Raw genomic sequence first — 26,354 nt, 5'->3', positions numbered from 1 at the left:
ATGGCGGCGAACGTGAACAACGAAGAGCGATTGCTCGACTATCTCAAGCGAACGACTACGGAGCTGCGGGAAACCAGGCAAAGGCTCGCCGAGGAACAGCAGCGCGCGAAGGAGCCAATTGCCATTGTCGGCATGGCGTGCCGACTTCCCGGCGGCGTGGCCGGTCCGGACCAGCTATGGCCATTGCTTGTTTCGGGAGCCGACGCGGTGTCGGAGTTCCCGGTCGATCGCGGTTGGCAGGTCGAGTCACTCTACGACCCGAATCCGGGGGTGGCGGGTAAGTGCTACACCCGCGCCGGTGGTTTTCTGCACGATGCCGCCGATTTCGAGCCAGGCTTCTTCGGCATCAGCCCGCGGGAGGCACTGGCCATGGACCCACAGCAGCGCCTGCTGCTGGAAGTGTCCTGGGAGGCCGTCGAGGATGCGGGTATCGTGCCGAACACGCTGCGCGGCAGTCGAACCGGGGTATTCGCCGGGGTGATGTACAACGACTACGCAACGAGAGTCGGCACGGTCGCGGACGACCTCGACGGCTACCTGAGCAACGGCAGCGCGGGCAGCATCGCCTCGGGGCGGGTTGCCTACGTTTTCGGGTTGGAAGGACCCGCGGTGACCGTCGATACCGCATGCTCCTCCTCGCTGGTGGGGATCCATTTGGCCGCAGGTGCCCTGCGCACCGGTGAATGCACGCTCGCGCTGGCCGGCGGGGTGACGGTGATGTCGACCCCCGAGACTTTCATCGACTTCAGCAAGCAGCGCGGGTTGTCCCCGGATGGACGGTGCAAGGCGTTCGGCGCGGGCGCGGACGGCACCGGCTGGGGCGAGGGCGCCGCGATGGTGCTGCTCGAGCGGCTGTCCGATGCCCAGCGACTCGGTCATCGCATACTGGCCGTGATCCGCGGCAGCGCGATCAACTCCGATGGAGCGAGCAGCACGTTGACCGCTCCGAATGGACCGTCCCAGCAGCGCGTCATCCGTCAGGCACTGGCCAATGCGGACCTGAACCCCAACGATATCGACGTCGTGGAAGCGCACGGTACTGGCACGACCCTCGGTGATCCGATCGAGGCGCAAGCACTCATCGCCACCTACGGGCAACAGCGTGACGAACCGCTGTGGCTGGGATCGATCAAGTCGAACCTCGGCCACACGCAGGCCGCCGCCGGTATTGCCGGGGTACTGAAAATGGTGCTGGCCATGCGCCATGGCCAAGTACCGAAAACCCTGCACGCCGAGGTGCCTTCGGCGAAAGTGGACTGGGATGCCGGTGCGGTGCGGCTGGCCACCGAACTCGTCGCATGGCCGCAGACCGGTCGGCCACGGCGGGCGGCCGTCTCCTCGTTCGGGCTCAGCGGCACCAACGCCCACCTGATACTCGAGCAGGCGCCCCAGCCCGATGCTGCGTCGGTCGGCGAACCACTGCCCGCCGTGCCTTGGCTGCTGTCGGCGCGCACGCCGGCCGCGCTCGCCGAACAGGTGCACCGATTGCGCGACTACGTCGGGGAACGGCCCGGCTGCGATATCGGTGCGGTGGGGTATTCGCTGGCGATGACGCGCACCCAGTGGCCGGTACGTGCCGTTGCTGTCGGCGCGGATGCCGATGAACTGCTGGCCGGCCTGGAGTCGGCCGCATCGGCTGTGGCCGGGTCGGTGACCGCGGGCAAGACGGTTTTCCTCTTTACCGGCCAGGGATCGCAGCGGGCCGGGATGGGCCTCGGGCTGTATGCGGCATATCCGGTGTTCGCGCGGGCCTTCGACGCGGTGTGCGAGCTGGTCGACGACGAGCTCGAGCGGCCGTTGTACGAGGTCATCTCGACCGGCGGGGAGATGCTGAACCGGACCGACTACGCGCAGATCGCGATCTTCGCGGTCGAGGTCGCGTTGTTCCGGTTGCTGGAATCCTGGGGTGTGCACCCGGACCTGGTGCTCGGGCATTCGGTGGGTGAAATCGTCGCGGCGCACGTGGCCGGTGCGTTGTCGCTTGCCGACACCGCGGCTCTGGTGCTGGCCCGCGGCAGGCTGATGCGGTCGCTTCCGGCCGGGGGCGCGATGTGTGCGGTGCGGGCGAGCGTGTCCGAGGTGACATCGTTGCTGACCGATGATGTCGATATCGCCGCGGTGAACGGACCTCGGTCGGTCGTTATCTCGGGTGCCGAGAACGCGGTCGAAAATATCGCGAAGCAATTCGCGAAGACTCGGCGGCTGACGGTATCGCACCCGTTTCATTCGCCGCTGATGGAGCCGATGCTCGACGAATTGTTCGCGATCGCGGACAAGCTGACTTACCACGCGCTGACAACGCCGATCGTGTCGACCGTCACCGGCGCCCTCGTCACAGCGGAGAAGCTGTCCTCGGCCGAGCACTGGGTGCGCAATGCGCGTCGAACGGTGTTGTTCGAACCGGCGATTCGCGCGGCGCTGGCGGAAGGGGCGACCACCCTGCTCGAGGTGGGTCCGGACGCGGTGCTTGCCACGTTGGCGGCCGAGTGCGTCCCCGCGCAGGTGCCGACCGTCGCGACGATGCGTCGGGAGCACGGCGAACCCCGCGAGGTGGTGACCGCGCTCGGTCGCCTGCACGCCAACGGTGTGCCGGTGGACTGGTCCGCGTTCTTCGCGGGCCACGACGGAAGCGGCATTGCCTTACCGACGTATCCGTTTGAGCGGCAACGGTTTTGGCTGGAGTCCGAGGCAGGATATGGCGCGGACGAGTTGGGCCAGGTGCCGTCGCGGCATCCGTTGCTCGGCGCGATGGTCGAGCTGCCGGAACCGGACGGTCTGGTGCTGACGGGGCGACTGTCCCGCGAGACCCATACCTGGCTGGGCGAGCACGACGTGCTCGGGTCGGTTATTTTGCCGGGCACTGCCTTCGTGGAGTTGGCGCTGCACGCGGGCCGTCAGGTCGGCTGCGGTGTAGTGGAGGAACTCGCGCTACAGACGCCCCTGGTGCTGCCGGAGACCGGTGCGGTGAGCCTGCGCCTCGTGGTCGGCGCAGGCGAGGACGGCCGACGTCCGATGGTGGTGTCCTCGCGCTTGGCCGACGATCTGGACGCGCCGTGGACCCGGCACGCTATCGGAACGCTGATCGTTTCCCGAGACGATGACCAGACCCGCGAATTCGAGCTGACGCAGTGGCCACCGGCGGGCGCAAAGCGGGTCGAACTGGGCGATCTCTACCCCCGGCTGGCGCGTAGCGGCTACCACTATGGCGAAACCTTCCGTGGCCTGCAGGAGGTCTGGCGGCGCGGCGACGAGTTGTTCGCCGCGGCGGCGCTGCCCGCGCCCGCACGGCCGTCCGCGGATCGGTACGGCATTCATCCGGCGTTGCTGGACGCCGCGCTGCACGCCGATCTGCTCGAACTCGACGGTGGGCCAGCGGTTCTCCCGTTTGTCTGGCGCGGGATCGAGTTGTCATCGAGCGGATCGCGAGAGCTGCGGATCCGGATCGGCAAAGCCGGTGCGGACAACGTCTCGGTGCAGATCGCCGACGGTTCCGGAAATCCGGTCGCGTCGATCGAGTCCCTGGCCGCGCGTCCGGTCTCGGCCGGTCAACTCGGCACCGTCGCACGCGATTCGCTCTTTCAGCGGGAGTGGATACCCGCCGAGATCACCGCCGCGCCCGACAACGACACCACGGTGTACCCGGTCGCCTGGCAGCCGGAGCCGGTCGTGCCTGCCGCGCGGGACGCGACTCACGCCACCATGACGCGGTTGCGCGAATGGCTCGAACAGCCGTCCGGCGGACGACTCGCGGTACTCATCCGGCACGCAGAGCTGACCCACGGGCCGGTCGCGGGCTTGGTGCGGGCGGCCGAAGCCGAGAATCCGGGCCGCTTTCAGTTGATCCACACCGACGGCTCAGCCGATTACGCGGCCGCGCTCAGCTGCGCCGAACCGGAGATCTCGATCCGGGACACCGGCGCAGGCGAGATCGAGCTCAGGGTGCCGCGGCTGATGCGCGCGACCGCCCAGTTCGCACCGTCCGAATCGGTATGGGATCCCACGAGATACGTCTTGATCACCGGCGGCACCGGTGGTCTCGGCTTGGTGATCGCCCGGCACCTGATACAGGCACACGGTGTCACCAAATTGGTCTTGATCAGCCGGCGCGGACTGGACGCCCCGGGTGCCCGCGCAGTGACAGATGAGTTGACTTCGCTCGGTGCGCAGGTCGTGGTCGCGGCGTGTGACGCGGCGGACCGGGACCAGCTCGGCGCGGTGTTCGGCAGCTACGACATCGGCGCGGTGCTGCACTGCGCGGGCGTTGTCGACAACGGCATGCTCGGCTCACTCGGCCCGGACCAGATGGAACGGGTGTTGCGACCCAAGGTCGACGCGGCGTGGAATCTGCACGAGCTCGCCAAGGACACCGACCTCACCGCGTTCGTGCTGTTCTCCTCGATCGCCGGTCTACTCGTCGGCGCGGGCCAGGCCAATTACGCCGCTGCCAATACCTTCCTCGATGCACTCGCCGAGTATCGGCGGTCCGCTGGGCTGCCTGCCGTGTCGATGGCGTGGGGCATGTGGACCGGTGTCGGCGGTATGTCCGAAGAGGTGAACGCCGCCGATATCGACCGGATGAACCGCCTCGGGCTGCCGCCGATCTCGGTGTCGGAAGGTCTGGCGTTATTCGATGCGGCCATGGCCGCTCCGGACGCGCTGGTGGTCCCGATGCGGGTGGACCCGGCCGCGGTCCGGGCCAGGGCGGACGGTACGCCCGCGCTGCTGCGCAGCCTTGTTCGGCCGGTCGTGCCGGGTGGGGCCGAGACGAAACCGGCGTCGAACGCACAGATGTGGCGCGACCGGCTTGCGGTGCTTTCGGAGACCGATCGGCAGCGCGCGCTGCTGGCCGTGGTGTCGACCGCCGTGGCCAATGTCCTTGGCTATCAGTCTGCGGCGGAGGTGGATCCGGGGCGCGCGCTGAACGAAATGGGTCTCGATTCGCTCGCCGCGGTGGATTTGCGCAACGCGCTCGGCACCGTGACCGGGCTGGAGCTCCCGGCAACTCTGGCATACGACTATCCGGAACCGGTGGCGGTCGTTGCGTACCTCGCCGAGCGACTGGTACCCGGTCGCCAGGATCGGGCTCGCGCGCTGGTCGCGGAGATCGACCGGCTCGAGATCACCCTGACCGACTTGATGGCAGGCGACGCGGGAGATTCGGCGGTTGCCGCCCGACTCGACGCGTTCATTCGCGCGTGGCAGGTCCGCAACGAAGGACCGCGCACGGCACTACCGGCGCTAGATCTCGAATCCGCCACCGACGAAGAACTTTATGCCCGGCTCGACGACACCCTTGGAGTCCAGTGATGCAAGATCCAGCCACCGACGACAAGCTGCGGGACTATTTGAAGCGGGCAACCGCAGAACTGGAACGAACCCGAGTTCGCGTGCGCGAACTACAGGATCGGGAGCGCGAACCGATCGCGATCGTTGGCATGGCTTGCCGCTATCCCGGTGGTATCCGCACCCCCGAGGACCTGTGGGACATAGTGGACGGCGGCGTCGACGTCGTCTCTGGCTTCCCGGTCGACCGGGGTTGGGACGTCGAGTCGCTGTACGACCCGCGGCCGGGGCAGCCGGGCAAGAGTTACGTTCGGGAGGGCGGCTTCCTACACGACGCCGCCGAGTTCGACGCCGCGTTCTTCGGGATAAGCCCCAAGGATGCGCCGGGCACCGACCCGCAACAGCGCCTGCTGCTGGAGGTTTCCTGGGAGGCGTTCGAGCGGGCGGGAGTCGACCCCTTGTCGATGAAGGGCTCACCTATCGGGGTCTTCATGGGGCTGATGCATCACGACTACATCGGCGGCACCATTTCCGGCAGCATCGTGTCCGGTCGGATCGCCTACTCGCTGGGTTTGGAAGGTCCCGCCGTCACCATCGATACGGCGTGCTCCTCCTCGCTTGTCGCGCTGCACAACGCCTGCCAGGCGTTGCGCAGGGACGAATGCACGATGGCCCTCGCAGGCGGCGTCGCGGTGATGGCGAGTCCCGTGATGTTCATTGAGTTCAGCGAGCGGCGCGCACTCTCGGCCGACGGCCGTTGCCGTTCGTTCTCCGAGGACGCTTCGGGCGCTGCGTGGGCCGAGGGCGCCGGAGTGTTGCTGGTGGAGAAGCTTTCCGACGCACAGCGCAACGGCCATGAGGTGCTTGCCGTGGTGCGGGGCAGCGCGATCAACCAGGACGGCGCGTCCAATGGATTGACCGCGCCGAGTGGACCCGCGCAGATTCGGGTGATCCGCCAGGCCCTCGCCGACGCCCAATTGCCTGCCAACCAGGTCGATGTGGTCGAGGCGCACGGTACGGGCACCACGCTCGGCGATCCGATCGAGGCGCAGGCGATACTCGCGGCCTACGGGCAGGATCGCCGCGAAGGCCAGCCGCTGTGGCTCGGTTCGATCAAGTCGAATATGGGTCATCCGCAAGCCGCGGCCGGTGTCGCCGCGATGATCAAGATGGTGATGGCGATGAAGCATCAGGTGATGCCGCAATCGCTGCATGCAGACCGGCCGAGCACGGCGGTCGACTGGACCGCCGGCGATGTCAAGCTGCTGGCCGCGGCCCGGCCGTGGCCGGCCGAAGGGCGAGCGCGCCGAGCGGGGGTTTCCTCGTTCGGAATCAGCGGCACCAACGCGCACATCATCGTGGAGGAGGCGCCGCCGGCCGTGGAGCCGGCAGATTCCAGGCGGGTGCCGCTGCCGGTGGTGCCCTGGGTGCTGTCCGGGCACACCGTGGAAGCTGTTCGCGAGCAGGCGAATCGGCTGCTCGAGGTGATTGACGGACGCGACCCGATGGACGTCGGATTCTCGCTGGCGACCACGCGGTCCGCGTTCACTCAGCGGGCCGTGGTGACCGGCCGCGATCTCGACGAGTTGACCGCCGGCGTTCGTGCGCTCGCCGAAGGCCGTGACCTTCCGTGCGCCGTCTCCGATACCGGCCTGCTCGCCTTCGTGTTCTCCGGACAGGGTTCGCAACGGCCCGGTATGGGACGGGCGCTGAGCACGCACTTTCCGGTATTCGCCGCAGCGCTCGAGCAGGTGTGCGGTGAATTCGACGCACAGCTCGATCGGCCGCTGCTGCCGCTCATCTGGGATGCCGAATCCGAGCTAGTGCATCAGACCCAATACACCCAGGCCGCGATCTTCGCCTTCGAAGTCGCACTGGTCCGGCTGCTCGACTCGTGGGGGATCCGCCCAGATCTGGTGGGCGGGCACTCGATCGGTGAACTGGTCGCCGCGCATGTTGCGGGTGTGTTGACGCTCGCCGACGCGGTTACCTTGGTCGCCGCGCGGGGGCGATTGATGCAGGCGCTGCCCGAGGGCGGGGCGATGGTCGCGATCCGAGCTTCCGAGGACGACATCACGCCACATCTGAATGAGTCCGTCGCGCTGGCGGCGGTCAATGGTCCACGGGCAGTGGTGATTTCCGGTGATGAGGAGCCGGTGCTCGCGGTCGCCGCGACCTTCGCCAAGTCGACCCGTCTGCGCGTCTCGCACGCATTCCATTCGCACCGGATGGACGCGATGCTGGCCGACTTCCGAAAAGTGGCGCAGGGGTTGACCTTCCATGAACCTCAACTGCCCATCGCGTCCAATATGACCGGACAGATCGTTACCCAGCCGATCGACGCGGAGTACTGGGTGCAGCATGTACGCACCGCCGTCCGCTATCACGACGGCGTGCACAGCCTGGCCGCCAAAGGCGCGACGCGTTTCCTCGAGCTCGGTCCGGATTCGGTGCTCGCGGGCATGTCGGTGGACACCGATATCAAGGTGATCGCGACGCAGCGCCGGGACCGGGATGAGGAGCTGGCGCTGATCACCGCGGTGGGCCGGCTGCACGCCGCGGGCGTCAGCCCCGACTGGTCGGTGTTGTTCGCGGGCGCGCAGCGGGTGGCGCTGCCGACCTATCCCTTCCAGCGGGCCCGGTACTGGGAGACCGCGACGTCGGCGTCGGCGACGCCGACCGTCGATGAGGGCGACGAATTCTGGGAGTTGGTGCGCCGCAACGACATTGCCGCAGTAGCCGCGACCCTTCAGGTGGATGACGATGCGTCGGTGTCCGCGGTGGTGCCCGCGTTGGCGGCGTGGCAGGACCGGCGCCGCGCCACCGCGACGGTGGACAGCTGGTGTTATCGGATCGGCTGGCAGCGCGTGTCTCCTGCGGTCCGGGTGACCGCCGGTGGGCAGTGGCTCGTCGTGGCGCCTGCGGCGCAGATCGGTGGTGATCGGCTCGAGCAGGTCCTGGCGGCGTTCGCGTCGCGAGGCGTCGCGACAGAGGTGGTCGCCGGTGCCGATGACCGCGCCGCAGTGGCCGCCGCGCTCGACGGCCGGTCCGGCGTCGATGGCGTTGTCTACCTGCCGGATTCGCGATCGTCGGTCGCCTCGGCCGCCGCGGTCGTGCAGGCGCACGGCGATGCGGGGATCGCGGGCAAGTTCTGGATCGTCACCCAGGATGCGGTGGCGCACGAGACGTCGGCGCAGGTGACGGGATTCGCGCAGGCGGCGTTGTGGGGTCTGGGCCGGGTGGCCGGCGTCGAACAACCGCAGCGGTGGGGTGGTCTGATCGACCTTCCCGTCGATCTCAGCCCCAGCGTGCTCGAGCAGTTCGTCGACGCCGTGATCGGTAGCGGCGATGAAGATCAGCTGGTGGTGCGGGAAACCGGAACGTACGGCAGGCGGCTCGAACATGCGCCCGCGCGCAGCGGCGCACCGTGGCAGCCGCGGGGCACCGTATTGGTGACCGGCGCTACCGGCGGGATCGGCGGCGAGGTGGCGCGCTGGCTCAGCGGCCGCGGCGTCGAGCATCTGTTGCTGGTCAGTAGGCGCGGCGCCGAAGCGCCGGGCGCCGTCGAGCTGGCGGCGGAGTTGGAGTCGGCGGGCACCGCGGTGACCCTGGCGGCGGCCGACGTAACCGACGCAGGCCGGGTTGCCGCGCTACTCGCCGCGCTGCCTGCCGACCGTCCGCTGACCGGCGTCGTGCACCTCAGCGGTGTGCTCGACGACGGTGTGCTGGAATCGCTGACGCCCGAACGGTTCTCGGCGGTGCTGCGGCCCAAGGCCGATGCCGCGCTCGTACTGCATGAACTCACGAAGGATCTCGGCCTTGACGTCTTCGTGCTGTTCTCCTCGCTATCCGCGATCGTCGGGGGTGCGGGGCAAGCCAACTATGCCGCCGCGAACGCCTACCTCGATGGGCTCGCCGAATACCGGCGGGCTCAGGGTTTGGCCGCCACGTCGGTGTCGTTCGGGCCGTGGGCCGAGTCCGGGATGGCGGACAGCGCGGCCGTTCGCGATGCGGGCGTCGCGCTCGGCATCGCGACGCTGACGCCGAGCCGCGCGCTGGCCGCGCTGGCACGCGCGGTGGAGACCGGCGAGACCACGCTGACGGTCGCCGACATGGACTGGGCGAAATTCGCGCCCGCATTTACCGCGACCCGCCCGAGCCCACTGCTCGCCGATCTGCCCGAGGTGCGGACCGCGGCCACCGGCGCAGTGCAGCAGGACACCGGCAAATTCACCCGGCGGCTGGCCGGTATGGGTGCGACCGAGCGCGCACGTGCATTGCTGGATCTGGTCCGTACCCAGATCGCGGCGGTACTCGGCTATGACGGCCCCGCTGCGGTGGAGCCGAACCTGGCCTTCCGCGACCTCGGCTTCGACTCACTGACCTCAGTGGATCTGCGCAACCGGATCAGTTCCACGTGTGGTGTGCCGCTGCCCGCCACTCTCGTCTTCGACTACGCCAGCCCCACCGCGCTGGCCGCCCATCTCGATCAGCAACTCGGTGGCGCGGAAGGGGCGGTTGCCCCGCTGCAGATGGAACTGGATCGGCTGGAGGCCCGGCTCGCCGAGGTGACCGTGCAGGAGGTCGACGCCAGCCGGGCAACGGCTCGTCTCCAGTCGATGCTCACCAGGTTGACCGAGACCATGGTCGGCACCGATCGGGCCGCGGTGGCCGAACAACTCGAAGAGGCCTCGGCCGAGGATCTTTTCGCCTTCATCGACAGCGAGCTGGATGTGCAATGAGCAACGAGACTGTGGCGGGCAACGAGGCGAAACTGCTGGGCTACCTCAAGAAGGTGACCGCCGATCTGCACCAGACCCGGCACCGACTGCGCGAGGTGGAGTCGCAAGAGCAGGAGCCGGTCGCGATCGTGGCTATGGGCTGCCGCTTTCCCGGCGGCATCGATACCCCGGAAGCGTTCTGGCAGTTGCTCATCGACGGTCGCGATGCCGTCACCGACTTCCCGGCCGATCGGGGCTGGGATCTGGAGTCGCTCTACGACCCTGACCCCGACGCCGCGGGCAAGAGCAACGTGCGCAAGGGCGCGTTCCTGCGCGGCGCAGCCGACTTCGACGCGGCGTTCTTCGGGATCAGTCCGCGTGAGGCGGTATTGATGGACCCACAGCAGCGACTGCTGCTCGAGGTCACCTGGGAGGCGCTCGAGCGTGCGGGCATCGCCGCGGATTCGGTGCGCGGCACCAATGTCGGCGTCTTCGCGGGCACCAATGGCCAGGATTACCGCGGGCTGCTCGCGAGCAGCCCGGCCGAGCGCGACTTCGCCTTGGGGACAGGAACATTGGCGGCCGTAATCGCCGGCCGGATCTCCTACACCCTCGGTGTAGAGGGGCCGTCGGTCACCATCGACACCGCATGCTCCTCGTCGTTGGTCGCTATGCACCTGGCGGTGACGGCGCTGCGACAGAAGGAATGCTCGCTGGCCCTTGCCGGCGGCGTCACCGTCATGACGACCCCGGAATCGTTTATCGCGTTCAGTCGCCAGCGCGGACTCGCCCTGGACGGACGGTGCAAACCGTTCGCGGACGCCGCCGACGGCACGGGGTGGGGCGAGGGCGTCGGAATGCTCGTCTTGGAGCGGTTGTCTGATGCGCGTCGGCTCGGGCACCCGGTGTTGGCGGTGGTGCGTGGTTCGGCGGTGAATCAGGATGGGGCGTCGAATGGTTTGACCGCGCCCAATGGTCCGTCGCAGCAGCGGGTGATTCGAGCCGCGTTGACGAGTGCGGGTTTGGTTCCAGGGGATATCCAGGTTGTAGAGGCGCACGGCACCGGGACCGAGCTGGGTGATCCGATCGAGGCGCAGGCCTTGCTGGCGACCTATGGACAGGGGCGTGCGTCTGGTCCGTTGTGGCTGGGATCGGTGAAGTCGAATATCGGTCATACCCAGGCTGCTGCTGGGGTGGCCGGCGTGATGAAGATGGTGTTGGCGATGGGGCACGGTGTGTTGCCTGCGTCGTTGGGGGTTGATGCGCCTTCGGGAAAGGTGGATTGGTCGGCGGGGGCGGTGGAATTGCTGACCCAGGCGCGGCCGTGGGAGTCGGAAGATCCACGCAGGGCGGGTATTTCGGCCTTCGGGGTCAGCGGCACGAATGCACACGTTATTCTCGAACAAGTAACCCTCGAACACGCCGGGCCGAGCGAGCCGCGGCGTGATCGCGCCACGGCGACACCCTGGGTGCTCTCGGCCAAGAGCGCCCCTGCACTGGCGAAACAAGCCTTCCGTCTGCTGTCATCGGTGGACGCCGAACCGGATCTCGATCCGGAAGATATCGGTGTCGCGTTGGCCACCACCCGAAATGTGATGTCGCACCGGGCCGTACTGGTCGGCGCGGACCGGGCGCAGTTGCGCGAGGCGCTCGTTGCGCTGGCGGACGGTCAGGCGGCTCCCGGTGTGAGCATCGGGGTGGCAGGCGAGCCGGCAGATCCCGTCTTCGTATTTCCCGGCCAGGGCAGCCAGTGGACCGGGATGGCAGTCGAGTTGTTGGGCCAATCGCCGGTCTTCGCCGCCGCAATGGCCGAATGTGCCACGGCCTGTGCTCCTTTCGTGGACTGGGATCTGTTCGAAGAGCTGCGCACATCGGTCGAACGGGTCGATATCGTGCAGCCGATACTGTGGGCGATCATGGTCTCGCTTGCCCGCACCTGGCAGGCATACGGGGTCGAACCCGCGGCGGTGATCGGGCACTCCCAGGGCGAAATCGCCGCGGCCTGCGTGTCAGGCGTGCTGTCGTTGCAGGACGGCGCCAAAATCGTCACCCTGCGCAGCAAGGCGATCGCGGAGGCGCTGTCCGGTAAGGGCGGGATGATGTCGGTGGCATTACCGCTCGAGTTGATCCGGCCTCGGCTGGTGGATCGGGCCGGACTGTCGGTGGCGGTGGTCAACGGCGCACAGTCGGTGGTGGTCTCTGGCGACCCGGCCGAACTCGACCGGCTGCAACAGGAACTCGCGGCCGAGGAAGTGCGGGTCAAGCGGCTGCCGGTCGACTACGCGTCGCATTCGGCGCACGTCGAGTCGATTCGCGATCACCTGCTTACCGCCCTCGCCGATATCACGCCGCACGCCGCGCGAATTCCGTTCTACTCCACGGTCACCGGTGCGATCGTCGATTCCGCGGAGTTCGACGCCGAGTACTGGTATCGCAATCTACGGCAGACGGTGCTGTTCGAATCGGCGGTGCGCGCCGCGGTCAGCGATGGTTTCGGCGTATTCGTTGAATGCAGCCCGCACCCGGTGCTGACGGCGAGTATCGCCGAAACCGATGACGCTGCTGTGGCATTCGGGACGCTGCGGCGCGAATTCGGTGGGCTCGGGCAATTCCTGGCCGCCGCGTCCGAGGCGTTCGTCAACGGGGTCGACGTGCAGTGGGGTAGGCACTTTTCCGGCCAGGATGCCGAGTACCAGCGAGTTGACCTGCCCACCTATGCATTTCAGCGCAAGCGGTTCTGGCATGAGGACACCGCGTCGTTCGGAGATGTCGACTCGGTCGGGCTTTCGGCCACCGGTCACCGACTGCTCGGCGCGGCATTGGTGCATGCGGATTCGGGTGAGGTCGTGCTCACCGGGCGGATGTCGGTGCGTACCCATCCCTGGCTGGCCGACCACGTGGTCGGCGGCGTGCTGCTCTTCCCCGCCACCGGGCACCTCGAACTGGTGGTGCGCGCGGGCGATCAGGTCGGTTGCGGCCGAGTCGCGGAGCTGACCATCGAGACGCCACTGGTTGTGCCGGAGCGCGCCGGGGTGCAACTGCAGGTGGTGGTCGGGGCGGCAGAACAGTCGGGGCGCCGCCCGGTGAGCGTGTATGCGCGGACCGAGAGCACAGCTGAGGAACTTCCGTGGACCCGGCACGCCGACGGCGTGCTCGCCCCGGTGGGCGCGGTCGTGACGGCAGATCTTGCGGCGTGGCCGCCCGCCGGCGCGGAATCGATTGCGGTGGCGGGACTTTATGAGCGATTCACCGACGCGGGTCTGCAGTACGGGCCTGCCTTCGCGACCCTGCGGGCGGCCTGGCGGCACGGTGCGGACATCTTCGCCGAGGTGACACTGCCCGAGTCGGCGGACGGATTCGCGGTGCATCCCGCGCTGTTCGATGCCGGGCTGCACGCGGTCAGTCTCAGCGACGTCGCCGACGAACAGGTGCTGTTGCCGTTCGCCTGGTCCGATGTCGTTGTGCATGCCACCGGCGCACGTGCGCTGCGGGTGCGGGTGCGACCGCAGGCGGACGGCCGGGCGGTATCCATCGAATTCGCCGATCCCGCAGGCACTCCGGTGGCCTCGGTGGGTGCGCTGTCGTTGCGGCCAGTGGCCGCCGAGCAGCTCGCCGCCGCGGCGCGGGCGGCGCTCGGTGGATCGCTGTATCGGGTGGACTGGCTGCCCGCGCCCGCCGGATTGACGGCTCGTGCAGTAGCAGACGATATCGTCTACCTGCGGGCCACCACCGGTGCGGACGGCGACGAGGCCTGTGCCAGTGTGCAATTGGTGCTCACTCAGCTACAGGAGGCGTTGCACGATCCGACGTCCACCATCGTCGTGTTTGCCGGATCGGATCCGGTCGGTGCGGCGGTCGCCGGACTGGTGCGGTCGGCGCAGTCGGAGCATCCCGGCCGGATTATGCTGGTGCGCAACGAGTCTCAGCAGGATCACCAAGAGCTGGCGGCATTGGCCCTGACGATCGGGGAGCCGGAGATCACTGCTGCCGATGGCGAGGTGCTGGTGCCGCGATTGGTGCGCGCGCCGGTCGGCGAGCCCGATCACGAACAGCTCTTCGATCCGGCGGGCACGGTGCTGCTGACCGGAGCGACCGGCACGCTCGGCACGATCATCGCCCGCCATCTGATCACCCGATGGGGCGTTCGACGGCTGTTACTGCTCGGCCGCCGGGCGATCGACCCTGCATTGGTCGCGGAGCTCACCACGACGGGCGTCGAAATCGACACGGCTGTCTGCGATGTGGCCGACTACGATGCGCTGGCCGCGGTTATCGCGGGCATTCACCCGGATCGTCCGCTGACCGGGGTGGTTCATGCGGCAGGTGTGCTCGCCGACGGCGTCTTCGACGCGCTGACTCCCGAGCAGCTTGATATCGTGATGCGCCCCAAGGTAATCGGCGCGTGGAATCTGCACGCCCTGACCGCGGAGATGGACCTACGGGCCTTCGTGCTGTTCTCCTCCAGCGCGGGCATACTCGGCTCGCCCGCCCAGGCCAACTACGCCGCCGCCAATGCCTACCTCGACGGGCTTGCTCACTATCGGCACGAAAAGAACTTGCCCGCATTGTCTTTGGCGTGGGGTCTGTGGGCTCGGGCCAGTGGAATGACCGGGGATATGGACGATGCCGACCGGGCTCGCCTCGCACGCGGCGGTATCGCTGCGTTGGAGACCAGCGAGGGGCTCGCATTGTTCGACGCGGCCCTGCCCGGATCGGCCGCGGCCCTCGCCCCCCTGAAACTGGATCTCGCGCGGATACGTGACAACGACACGCCGCTGCTGAGCGCATTGCTGCCGGTGCGGCGGCGCAGCGCGACCGGGACCGGGACCGCCGCCGACGTCGAAGGCCTGCAGCGCAGGCTGACCGGCCTGGCCGCCGCCGAACAGCAGGAACTGCTCGTCGATCTGGTCCGTGCCGAAGTGGCCGCAGTGCTCGGGCACCGCGATAGCGCTGCGGTGCAGGCGGATCGGGCCTTCAAAGAACTGGGCTTCGACTCGTTGACGGCCGTGCAACTGCGCAATGCACTGAACGCCGCCACCGGGCTGCGCCTGGCCGCCACACTGGTTTTCGACTATCCGAACGTGGCCGTGCTGGCCAGGTTCCTGCACGGCGAGCTCGTTGCCGGAATCGTGGCGACGCCGATCGAGTCGGCGCCGAACATCGTGGGGCTGGATGAGCCGATCGCCATCGTCGGCATGAGCTGCCGTTACCCCGGCGGCGTCGAGTCGCCCGCGGACCTGTGGCGGTTGGTGGCCGACTGCAGGGAGTCGCTCGGCCCGTTCCCGGACGACCGCGGCTGGGATCTGGAAACCCTCTACGACCCCACCCTCGATCGGCCCGGCGCCAGCTACGCCAAGGATGGCGGATTCCTCTACGATGCAGGAGAATTCGACGCTGACCTGTTCGGGATCGACCCGCAGGAGGCGCGCAGTCTCGACCCGCAGACGCGGTTGCTGCTCGAGGCGTCCTGGGCCGCGCTCGAGCACGCCAGAATCGATCCGCAGGCATTGACGGGCAGCCCGACCGGAGTGTTCGCCGGGGTGATGTACCACGACTATGCGGGCACGTACGGCACGGGCAGCGTGGTATCGGGCAGGGTGGCCTATGAACTCGGCCTGGAAGGTCCGACGCTCTCCGTGGACACCGCCTGTTCATCGTCGCTGGTCGCCCTGCATCTCGCGGTCGCCGCACTGCGGCAGGGCGAGTGCACGCTGGCGCTGGCCGGTGGTGTCACCGTAATGGCGACCCCGGGGATATTCATCGAATTCTCCAGGCAGCGTGGACTCTCCAGAGACGGCCGGTGCCGCTCATTTGCCGACTCGGCCGACGGGACCGGCTTCGCCGAGGGAGTCGGTGTACTTGTCGTCGAGCGGCTCGCCGACGCCGAGCGCAACGGGCACCGGGTGCTCGGCCTGGTACGGGGCACCGCGGTGAATTCCGACGGCGCGTCCAACGGGCCGAGCGCACCGAATGGCCCCGCGCAGCAACGGGTTATCCGCCGGGCGCTGGCCGCCGCCGGACTGCGGGCCGAGGATGTGGATGTCGTCGAGGCGCACGGCACCGGCACCACCCTCGGTGACCCGATCGAGGCCCAAGCGCTGATCGCCACCTATGGCGTCGGCCGCACCGACGACGACCCGCTGTTGCTCGGCTCGATCAAATCCAATCTCGGGCATACGCAGGCTGCGGCAGGCGTGGCCGGGGTGATCAAGATGATCGAGGCCATGCGGCACGGCGTCGCGCCCGCCACGCTGCACGTGGATGCGCCGACCCGACACGTGGAGTGGGACGGCGGCGGCGTGCGGCTGCTCACCGAGTCCCGGCCATGGCCCGAGCGCCACCGGCCGCGCCGGGCCGCGATCTCCTCGTTCGGGATGAGCGGGACCAACGCGCATGTGGTGCTCGAAGGTGTGCGGGCGATCGACCCACCGTCCGCACCAGCTGCCCCGGCGATGCCGTGGTTGCTGTCCGGGCATTCGGCAGCAGCGCTGCGGGCGCAGGCGCGGAAATTGCATGCGGCGCTTGTTGATTCGTCGTTGCCAGTGTCGCCGGTCGGTGAGCCGCAACCGATCGCGCATGCCCTCGCGACCACCCGGGCGGCGCTGCCGTGGCGGGCCGGCGTCAGCGGCAGCGATATCGCGGAACTGCTGCAGGGCCTGCGGGCCCTCGCCGACGGCACCCCGCACAAGTCGGTGACCCTCGGGCGGGCGGGCGGGGGAAAGGCAGCGTTCCTGTTCGCGGGGCAGGGCTCACAGCGCACTGGCATGGGAATTGAACTCGCACAGTCCAATTCGGTTTTTGCTGCGGCGCTCGAAGAGGTGTGCGCGAGCGTTGACGGCATGCTGGAGGTTCCGCTGCGCACAGTGCTGAGCTCTGCGAAACTGCTCGACCGCACCGAATACACCCAGCCCGCCCTGTTCGCGATCGAGGTTGCACTCTATCGGCTGCTCGAATCCGTCGGTGTGCGTGCGGATCTGCTTGCCGGACATTCGATCGGCGAGATCGCCGCGGCACACGTGGCAGGCGTCTGGTCGCTGGCCGACGCGGCGACCCTGGTGTGCGCTCGCGGACGATTGATGCAGCAGCTGCCTGAGGGCGGCGCGATGGTCGCGATCGCGGCGAGCGAGGACGCGGTCGCCGAACTGCTGACCGACGAGGTGAGCATCGCCGCCGTCAACGGACCGAATTCGGTGGTGATCTCGGGAGCCGAAGCCGCGGTGCGCGCGATCGCCGTCCGGTTCGAGCGGACCAAGGAGCTCAACGTCTCCCATGCGTTCCACTCGCCGCTGATGGAACCGATGCTGGCGGAGTTCCGCGCCGCCATCGCGGGCCTGAGCTACGCGGAGCCGCGAATCCCGATCGTCTCCACCGTGACCGGGACCGTGGCGCAGCCCGGTGAGCTGAGCTCGCCGGAGTACTGGGTGCGGCAGGTGCGCTCGTCGGTGCGTTTCGCCGAGGCTGTGCGGGCGCTCGGTACCGCAGGGGTACGCGCGTTCGTCGAAGTCGGTTCCGGCGCTGTGCTTTCGGGAATGGCGGCGGAAACTCTCGGCGGCGATGCAGTGCTTGTTCCCGTGTTGCGGGGCGCGAGCGAGCAGGATGAATCCCGCAGCTTTGCCGACGCACTCGGTATCGCGTACACCGCGGGCATCGCGGTCGAGTGGCCGCGGTTGTTCGCCGGTGTCCCGGTGGCCGACGTGCCGTCCTATGCGTTCCAGCGTAAGCGGTACTGGATCAACAGCGACGATCCGGTAAGCGGCCAGGGCGATGTCGCAGGACATCCCTTGCTCGGCGCCGCGATCGACCGCGCCGACGCCGACGCGCTGGTCTTCACGAGCCGGTTGTCGGTGGATGAGCAACCCTGGCTCGGTGATCACGTTTTCGGTGGTGTCGCCCTGCTGCCGGGTACCGCGTTCGTCGAACTCGCTCTTGCGGCCGGGCATCAGGTGGGTTGTGCGATGATCGTGGAGCTGACCATCGCGGAACCGATGATCCTGCCCGCCAAGGGCGCTCGCCGCGTGCAGTGTACGGTCGGCGAACCCGATAGCGTGGGCTTGCGGGAATTCCGGGTGTATTCGACTGGTAGCGAGGCGGATCCGTGGATCAAGCACGCCACCGGTCTGCTCGGCGCCGGGAATACCGTCGCCGTGGCCGAGCGCGCATTCGACGGCACGGCATGGCCGCCGTCGGACGCTGAGCCGATCGATCTGACTGACAGGTATGCCAGACTGGCCGAATTCGGGGCCGACTACGGTCCGGCGTTCCAAGGGCTGCGGGCGGCGTGGCGCCAGGGTACAGAGGTGTTCGCCGAGGTCGCGTTGGACGCGCACGCGGTCGGTGGTGACATCGGCGGCTACCTGGTGCATCCGGCGCTGCTGGACGCCGCACTCCAGGCGATCGGTCTGCGCGGGGACGAGCCCGAGGCGATCACGGTGCCGTTCGCCTGGACCGGCGTCCGTTGCGCCGTGGTCGGCGCGACGAGTCTGCGGGTGCGGATCGCGGGCAGCGCTGACGGCGCGGTTCGCGTCGACGTCGCCGATCCGGCGGGGACACCGGTCGCGACGGTGGAATCTCTGGTGCTGCGGGAGGTTTCGGCCGAGCGGCTCGCAGCCGCCGCCGACGGTGCCGGGTTGTCGGCGGTGCAGTGGGTCCCGGTCCGATCTGACGACGGGCCGGTCGGCGGCCGCTGGATGGTGGTCGGCGCCGACGCGCCGCGATGGGCGGAGGCGTTGACAGGGGAGGTCTCCGACGTCTCTGCGGTCGCCTCATTCGGCGACCTCGTGCTGGGGTCCGCGACTCCCGACGTCATCGTGCTCCCGTTCACCGGCGGCAACACCACCGACGCTGTGCACAGCGGAGTCGGTGACGTGCTCGTCGCGGTCCAGACCTGGCTCGCCGACACACGATTCGCCGCGTCGAGTCTGGTGGTCGTCACCCGCGGTGCGCACGGTCACGGGCAGGCCGACCTGGCCGCCGCCGCGGTATGGGGTCTGTTGCGCTCCGCGCAGTCGGAACATCCTGGCCGGATCGTGCTCGTCGATATCGACGACGAATCCGCGCACGGGCGACTGCCCGCGGTCCTCGCCTCGGGTGAGCCGCAGGCGATGGTGTGTGCGGGTCGCCTCAGCGTGCCCCGATTGACCAAGGCGAACACCATGATTCGGGCCGGCAGTACCGGCTTCGGCGAAGAGGTGGTGATCACCGGCGGCACCGGTGCACTCGGAGGGGTCGTCGCGCGGCATCTGATCACCGCGCACAGCGTGCGGCGAGTGCTATTGCTCAGCAGGCGCGGGCCGAGCGCTCCCGGCGCCGAGGCGTTGCGCGAAGAACTTGCGCTGCTCGGCGCGGAGATCGAGATCGTCGCATGCGACGTCACCGACCGTGCGGCACTGGCAGCTGTACTCGACGCACACCCGGTGTCCGCTGTGGTACATACCGCTGGCGTGCTCGACGATGCCGTCATCACCTCGCTGAACCCCGATCGGGTGGCCGCAGTGTTGCGGCCAAAAGTCGATGCGGCGTGGCATCTGCACGAGCTGACCAAGGACCGGCCGCTGGTGTCGTTCGTACTGTTTTCCTCGGTCGCCGGGCTACTCGGCAGCCCGGGACAAGGCAACTACGCCGCCGCCAACGCGTATGTGGACGCGTTGGCCCGCTACCGGCACACACTCGGGCTGCCCGCAGTCTCGCTGGCCTGGGGCGCCTGGTCCGGTGATGCCGGCGCGAGCGACGGCCCAGGAGGAAGCAGCGTGCGCAACCACGGAGGGCCCCGCGAGCGCCGCGATGTACTCGGTATGGCTGATCGGCTCGACAGTGCTGACGCCCACCGGCTTTCACAGTCCGGTGTCGCGGCGCTCACACCTGCGCAGGCGTTGTCGCTGCTGGACGCGGCGGTCGGCGGCAGCGACGAAGCGGTATTGGTCACGGCGCGTTTCGATCGGGCGGCGCTGGCGAAATCCGGTGCGAGTTCCCCGCTGTTGTGGAACATGATCCGCCGGACCGGCACGGTGCGGACGGTCTCGGCCGCCTCGGCCGCACTACGGCGCGACCTTGCCGAGGCATCGGCCGGGCAACGGATCGAGCTGCTGGTCGAACTGATCGGCGCACAGGCCGCGTCGGTGCTCGGTGGCGTCGTCATCGAGAGCGATCAGGCCTTCGGCGACGCCGGCTTCGATTCGCTGACCGCGGTCGAGTTTCGCAACCAGCTCAACGAGTCCACCGGCCTGCGGTTGCCCGCGACGCTGATCTTCGACTACCCGAATCCCGATGTGCTGGCCCACCATCTGGTCGAACAGCTGGCTCCGCAGACCCGCGAACCGGTGTCCGGCACAGCATCGCCGGAGTCGGCACTGTCCGACAGTCAGGCCGCGATCGACCTGATGGACACCGAGAGTCTGATCAATAGGGCACTCGGAAACTCCGATGACGACGTCTCGTGGCAAGGAGTGTCATGAACAACGACCGGCTGGTCGAGGCGCTGCGCGCCTCCCTGAAAGAAAGCGATCGGCTGCGGGAGGAGAATCGCGCACTCGGCGATGCCAAGCGAGAGCCGATCGCGATCGTCGGGATGTCGTGCCGGTATCCGGGCGGGGTGCGATCGCCTGCGGATCTATGGCGGTTGGTCGACGAATCCCGCGACGGCATCAGCGATTTCCCGACCGACCGCGGCTGGGATATGGCCTCGCTCTACGACCCTGACCGGATACGGCCGGACACCTGTTACGTCCGCGAGGGCGGTTTCCTGTATGACGCAGGTGATTTCGATGCCGAGTTCTTTGGGATCAGTCCGCGTGAGGCGGAGACGATGGATCCACAGCAGCGGTTGTTGCTGGAGGGTGCGTGGGAAGCGCTGGAGGATGCGGGAATTGATCCGGTGTCGGTGCGGGGGAGCCGTGCGGGTGTCTTCGCCGGACTCATGTATCACGACTATTACCGCAGTTACGGTAGTGGCAGTGTGGTGTCGGGCCGGCTGTCCTATGCCCTCGGGCTGGAGGGCCCCGCGCTCACGGTCGATACCGCGTGCTCGTCATCGTTGGTCGCGATTCATCTTGCGGCGCAGGCGTTGCGGCAGGGTGAGTGCTCGCTGGCGCTGGCAGGCGGGGTCACCGTGATGGCCACTCCCGGCAGCTTCATCGAATTCAGCAGGCAGGGTGCGCTTTCGCCGGATGCCAGGTGCCACTCGTACGCCGCGGGCGCCGCGGGCACCATCTGGTCCGAGGGTATGGGTCTGCTTGTGCTGGAGCGGTTGTCTGATGCGCGTCGGCATGGTCGTCGGGTGTTGGGTGTGGTGGCTGGTTCGGCGGTGAATCAGGATGGTGCGTCGAATGGTTTGACGGCGCCGAATGGTCCGTCGCAGCAGCGGGTGATTCGGTCTGCGCTGGCGAGTGCGGGTTTGGTCTCGGGTGATGTTCAGGTCGTGGAGGGGCACGGCACAGGGACCGAACTGGGTGATCCGATTGAGGCGCAGGCGTTGCTCGCGACGTATGGGCAGGGTCGGGGTTCGGGTGGTCCATTGTGGTTGGGGTCGGTGAAGTCGAATATCGGTCATACCCAGGCTGCCGCGGGGGTGGCGGGTGTGCTGAAAATGGTGCTGGCGATGAGGCAGGGAGTCTTGCCCGCGTCATTGAGGGTGGATATGCCGTCGGCGAAGGTGGATTGGTCGGCGGGGGCGGTGGAGCTGCTGACCAAGGCGCGGTCGTGGGAGTCCGAAGGTCCACGTAGAGCGGGCATTTCGGCTTTCGGGATCAGCGGCACCAACGCACACGTGATCATCGAACAAGCGCCCGACGAACCGAAGGAACCGGCAGCTCCCGTCGCCGTGCGCGCCCCGCTCATCGCGTGGCCGGTGTCCGGGCAGACGCTCGACGGGCTGCGCGCCCAGGCGGCGGCAGTCGAGTCGGCCCTGCGCGCACGGGCGGAGTTCGCAGGTGCCGATATCGGGCATACGTTGGCCACCAAGCGAACCGCGCATCGCTATCGGGCCGTTGTACTCGGCCGAGCGCGCGAGGAATGGCTGACCGGCCTGACAGCGGTCGCCGAAGGCGCACCGCAGGCGATCACCGGGCAACGGATCAAAGGGCGCGCCGCCTTCCTCTTCTCCGGTCAGGGCGCACAGCGCCCAGGTATGGGACGCGAACTCTACGAAGAGTTTCCGATGTTCGCCCGCGCCTTCGATGAGATATGCGGGCACGTCGACGACGGCCTGCCTGCATTGGTCTTCGGCGACGACCCGGAACCGTTGCAGCAGACCAAGAACACCCAGGCGGCACTGTTCGCCATGGAGGTCGCGCTCTACCGGCTGGTCGAATCATGGGGCCTGCGGCCGGATTACCTCGCCGGGCATTCGATCGGGGAGATCGCCGCGGCGCATATCGCCGGCGTATTCACCCTCGCCGACGCCTGCCGATTGGTTGCCGCGCGCGGCGAGCTGATGCAACTGCTGCCGTCCGGCGGCGCGATGGTTGGCGTCCGGGCGAGCGAAGACGATGTTGCGCCATTGCTTCCGGATTCTGTCGCCATCGCAGCGATCAACGGCCGGAACTCGATTGTCCTATCCGGTGCAGAGGCCGAAACACTGCGCATCGCAGCACAATTCGAGAAATCCAAGCGGCTCACCGTTTCCCATGCCTTCCACTCACCGCTGATGGAGCCGATGCTCGCTGACTTCCGAGCCGTGGCGGAGAGCCTGAGCTATCACCAGCCTGCGATCCCGGTGATCTCGAATGTCACCGGCGCACTGGCGGATAGCGAACTGGCGACACCGGCCTACTGGGTCGACCATGTCCGGGCGACCGTCCGATTCGACGACTGCCTGGGCACGCTGGCCGGGCTCGGTGTCCGGCGTCTCCTCGAACTCGGTCCCGACTCGGTGCTCACCGCAATGGCTCGTGAGCACCATGCGCACGCTGACTCCAGGATGCCCGGCGACAGCGTATTCGTCAGCGCGACCAGGGCGGGCAAACCGGAGGCCGAATCGCTGTACGAAGCGGTGGCGCGACTGCATATCAGCGGCTACTCACCGCAATGGTCCGCGTTATACGGTCCGACCGCGTGGGTTGACCTGCCCACCACGGTATTTCAGCGCCGCCGCTTCTGGGTGGACGCCGAATCCGACACCGCCGATCTCGGTGCGGCGGGCCTGGAGTCGGCGGACCATCCGTTGCTCGGTGCCGTCACGCCGATCGCCGATGCCGACTCGACGGCGTTCACCGGACGCCTCAGTGCGACAACACATCCGTGGCTCACCGACCACGTGGTGGGTGCGTCCGTCGTGCTGCCCGGGACAGGTCTCGTCGAGCTGGTCGTCAGGGCCGGTGAGGAGGTCGGCTGCCACCGACTCGAGGAACTCACCCTGCTCGCGCCGCTGAGCCTGCCCGCCGGCGATGCCGTCCGGATTCAGGTAATCGTCGGTGCACCTGCGGAATCCGGATCACGAACGGTCGGGGTGTATTCGCGGTCCGAGACCGCCGTCGCGGACAAGCCGTGGACCCTGCACGCCACCGGACTGATCGACGACCAGTCGGGCGGTGCGGGCGTCGCGCTGACCGAATGGCCACCTGCCGGAGCCGAAGCGTTGGACATCAGTGGTCTGTACGAGCGGGCCGCGACCGGTGGACTGCATTACGGTCCGGCATTCCAGGGTCTGCGTGCGGCGTGGTGGCGGGGCGACGAATTGTTCGCGGAGGTGCACCTCGATGCGCAAGCCGCAGACGAGGCAGCTGGCTATCGGGTACATCCGGCCGCATTCGACGCCGCCTTACACACGCTTGGCCTACGGGACTCTGCGACCGCGCGGCTGCCGTTCGTATTCGCCGGTGTCACCGTGCACGCGACCGGCGCACACACTCTGCGGGCCCGTTTGACGCCGTCGGGCGCCGACAGCGTCGCCATCGATCTCGCCGACGCCGCGGGAGCTCCGGTCGCCACCATCGACTCGCTGACGCTGCGACCGATCGTCGCGACCGAAAACCAAGGCCCCGAGAATCTTTCGGCCTCACTGTTCCGAATGACCTGGCAGCGGTTCGAGCCGCGCACCGCAGCCCCGATCGAGCATCGCACACTGCTCAGTGCTGCGGGCAGTACCGCGGCCGCCGTGCGTGCGGCGGTGCATCAGGTCTTGGCAGCCGTACAGGAAGACAGTGAACTGCCGCTGGTGGTGCTGACCCGCGGCGCGGTTTCAGTGGCCGGTGAGGATCTATCGGATCTGGCCGGAGCGGCGGTGTGGGGGCTGGTTCGGTCCGCGCAGGCCGAGCAGCCGGGCCGATTCACACTGCTCGACCTCGACCCGCAAGACGATGCCGCCGCCGTGCCGACAGCCGTGACAGCGGCGGTGCTGGCATCGGGCGAGCCGCAGGTGGTGATCAGGTCGGCGGTGACCTACCGGGCGCGGCTGGGCGTAGCCGACCGCACATTCGACCCGGTGCGCACCGAAAGAGACTCTGCCGATACAGTTTTCGACCCAGCGGGCACGGTGCTGCTCACCGGCGCGACCGGCGGGCTCGGCGCGCAGCTGGCTCGGCACCTGGTGGCCGCACTCGGTGTGCGCCGATTGCTGCTGCCGAGCCGTAGCGGCGGTGGTGAGGCACTGGCCGCCGAACTCACCGAAGCAGGCGCCGCGGTGACGACGGTGGCCTGCGATATCGCCGACCGCGCTGCCGTCGCGAACCTGCTGGCCCGGATCCCCGCCGAACATCCGCTGACCGCGGTGATTCATGCTGCGGGCGTGCTTGACGACGGTGTCATCGGCGCCATGACCCAGGAGCGGGTGGACGCTGTGCTGCGTCCCAAGGTCGACGGCGCGCTTAACCTACATGAGTTGACCACCGGTGCGAATCTGCGGGCGTTCGTGCTGTTTTCGTCGCTGGCCGGTGTGCTCGGCGGACCGGGGCAGGGAAACTACGCCGCGGCCAACGCCTTCCTCGACGCGCTCGCGGTGCAGCGGCGTGCACGCGGCATGACCGGGTTGTCGCTGGCCTGGGGCCCGTGGGTCCCGACCGGCGGTATGACCAGCCGGTTGGACGACGCGCACCGCAGGCGGATCGCTGACGCGGGATTCGGTGAACTCACAGTCGCCGACGGTCTCGCGTTGTTCGATCTGGCGCGCCGGCTGCCCGTTGCCGATCTCGTGCCGGTGCGCATCGATGTGTCCGCCTTGCGAACGCAGGGTGCGGCGCTCAGCCCCGTGCTCACCGGTTTGGCCGGCCGGACGGTGCGTCGCGCCGCGGCGGTCGCGGCGGGCCCCAGCTCGCCGCTGACCGAACGGTTGTCCGGTCTCGACGAAGCACAGCGCTCCGCCGCACTGCTTGCCCTGGTCCGCGGCAGCGTCGCCACCGTCTTGGGACACAGTTCCCCGGATGCGGTTGAGCCAGGCCGGGCATTCCAGGAGCTCGGCTTCGATTCCCTTGCCGCAGTGGAACTGCGCAACGTGCTGATTGCGGAGATCGGTCAACGGCTGTCGCCGACAGTCGTTTTCGACTATCCCTCCGCGCAGGCGCTCAGCGAACACATTACCGAGCTGGTCACCGGCGTATCGGTGACCGACGACGTGCCCGCACCGCGCGCGGCGGTAGATGAGCCGATCGCCATCGTGGGAATGGCGTGCCGGTATCCGGGCGGGGTGCAATCGCCCGCGGATCTGTGGCGGTTGGTTGCCGAGGGTCGCGACGCGATCGCCGAATTCCCCCTTGACCGTGGCTGGGACGTGGAGTCGCTCTATGATCCCGCAGGCGAACGCCAGGACACCTCCATCGTCCGACATGGCGGTTTCCTGTATGACGCAGGTGATTTCGATGCCGAGTTCTTTGGGATCAGTCCGCGTGAGGCGGAGACGATGGATCCACAGCAGCGGTTGTTGCTGGAGGGTGCGTGGGAAGCGCTGGAGGATGCGGGAATTGATCCGGTGTCGGTGCGGGGGAGCCGTGCGGGTGTCTTCGCCGGACTCATGTATCACGACTATTACCGCAGTTATGGTAACGGCAGCGTGGTGTCGGGGCGGGTGGCGTACACGCTGGGTTTGGAGGGGCCGACGCTGACGGTGGATACCGCGTGCTCGTCGTCGTTGGTCGCGATTCATCTTGCGGCGCAGGCGTTGCGGCAGGGGGAGTGCTCACTGGCGCTGGCAGGCGGGGTCACCGTGATGGCGTCACCAGGCACCTTCGTGGAGTTCACCCGGCAGGGCGGTTTGGCTACCGACGGCCGGTGCAAGTCTTACGCGGATGCCGCGGACGGCACCGGCTTCTCCGAGGGCATGGGCGTTTTATTGTTGGAGCGGTTGTCTGATGCGCGTCGGCATGGTCGTCGGGTGTTGGGTGTGGTGGCTGGTTCGGCGGTGAATCAGGATGGTGCGTCGAATGG

4 protein-coding genes are annotated in these 26,354 nt (G+C 68.1%); all 4 read left to right on the top strand.

The genetic code is table 11. The features are described 5' to 3' along the window. On the top strand, positions 1-5,307 hold the full coding sequence (locus ACIA76_RS42380; protein ID WP_397161061.1) for an SDR family NAD(P)-dependent oxidoreductase: 5,307 nt from the start codon (positions 1-3) through the stop codon (positions 5,305-5,307). Beyond that, positions 5,196-10,025, top strand: a complete 4,830-nt coding sequence (locus tag ACIA76_RS42375) for a type I polyketide synthase (protein ID WP_397161059.1) — start codon at positions 5,196-5,198, stop codon at positions 10,023-10,025. Before ACIA76_RS42380 ends, ACIA76_RS42375 begins: the two co-directional genes overlap by 112 nt. After that, positions 10,022-20,455, top strand: coding sequence for an SDR family NAD(P)-dependent oxidoreductase (locus tag ACIA76_RS42370; RefSeq protein WP_397161057.1), 10,434 nt, complete (start codon positions 10,022-10,024; stop codon positions 20,453-20,455). Before ACIA76_RS42375 ends, ACIA76_RS42370 begins: the two co-directional genes overlap by 4 nt. After that, a partial coding sequence (locus tag ACIA76_RS42365) for a type I polyketide synthase (RefSeq protein ID WP_397161055.1) occupies positions 20,452-26,354 on the top strand: 5,903 nt, incomplete at its 3' end. The genes ACIA76_RS42370 and ACIA76_RS42365, both read left to right, overlap by 4 nt.

This window comes from Nocardia sp. NPDC051570, from assembly GCF_044454005.1.
Classification (GTDB): Bacteria; Actinomycetota; Actinomycetes; order Mycobacteriales; family Mycobacteriaceae; genus Nocardia.
This window is presented reverse-complemented; position numbering and strand designations above follow the sequence as displayed.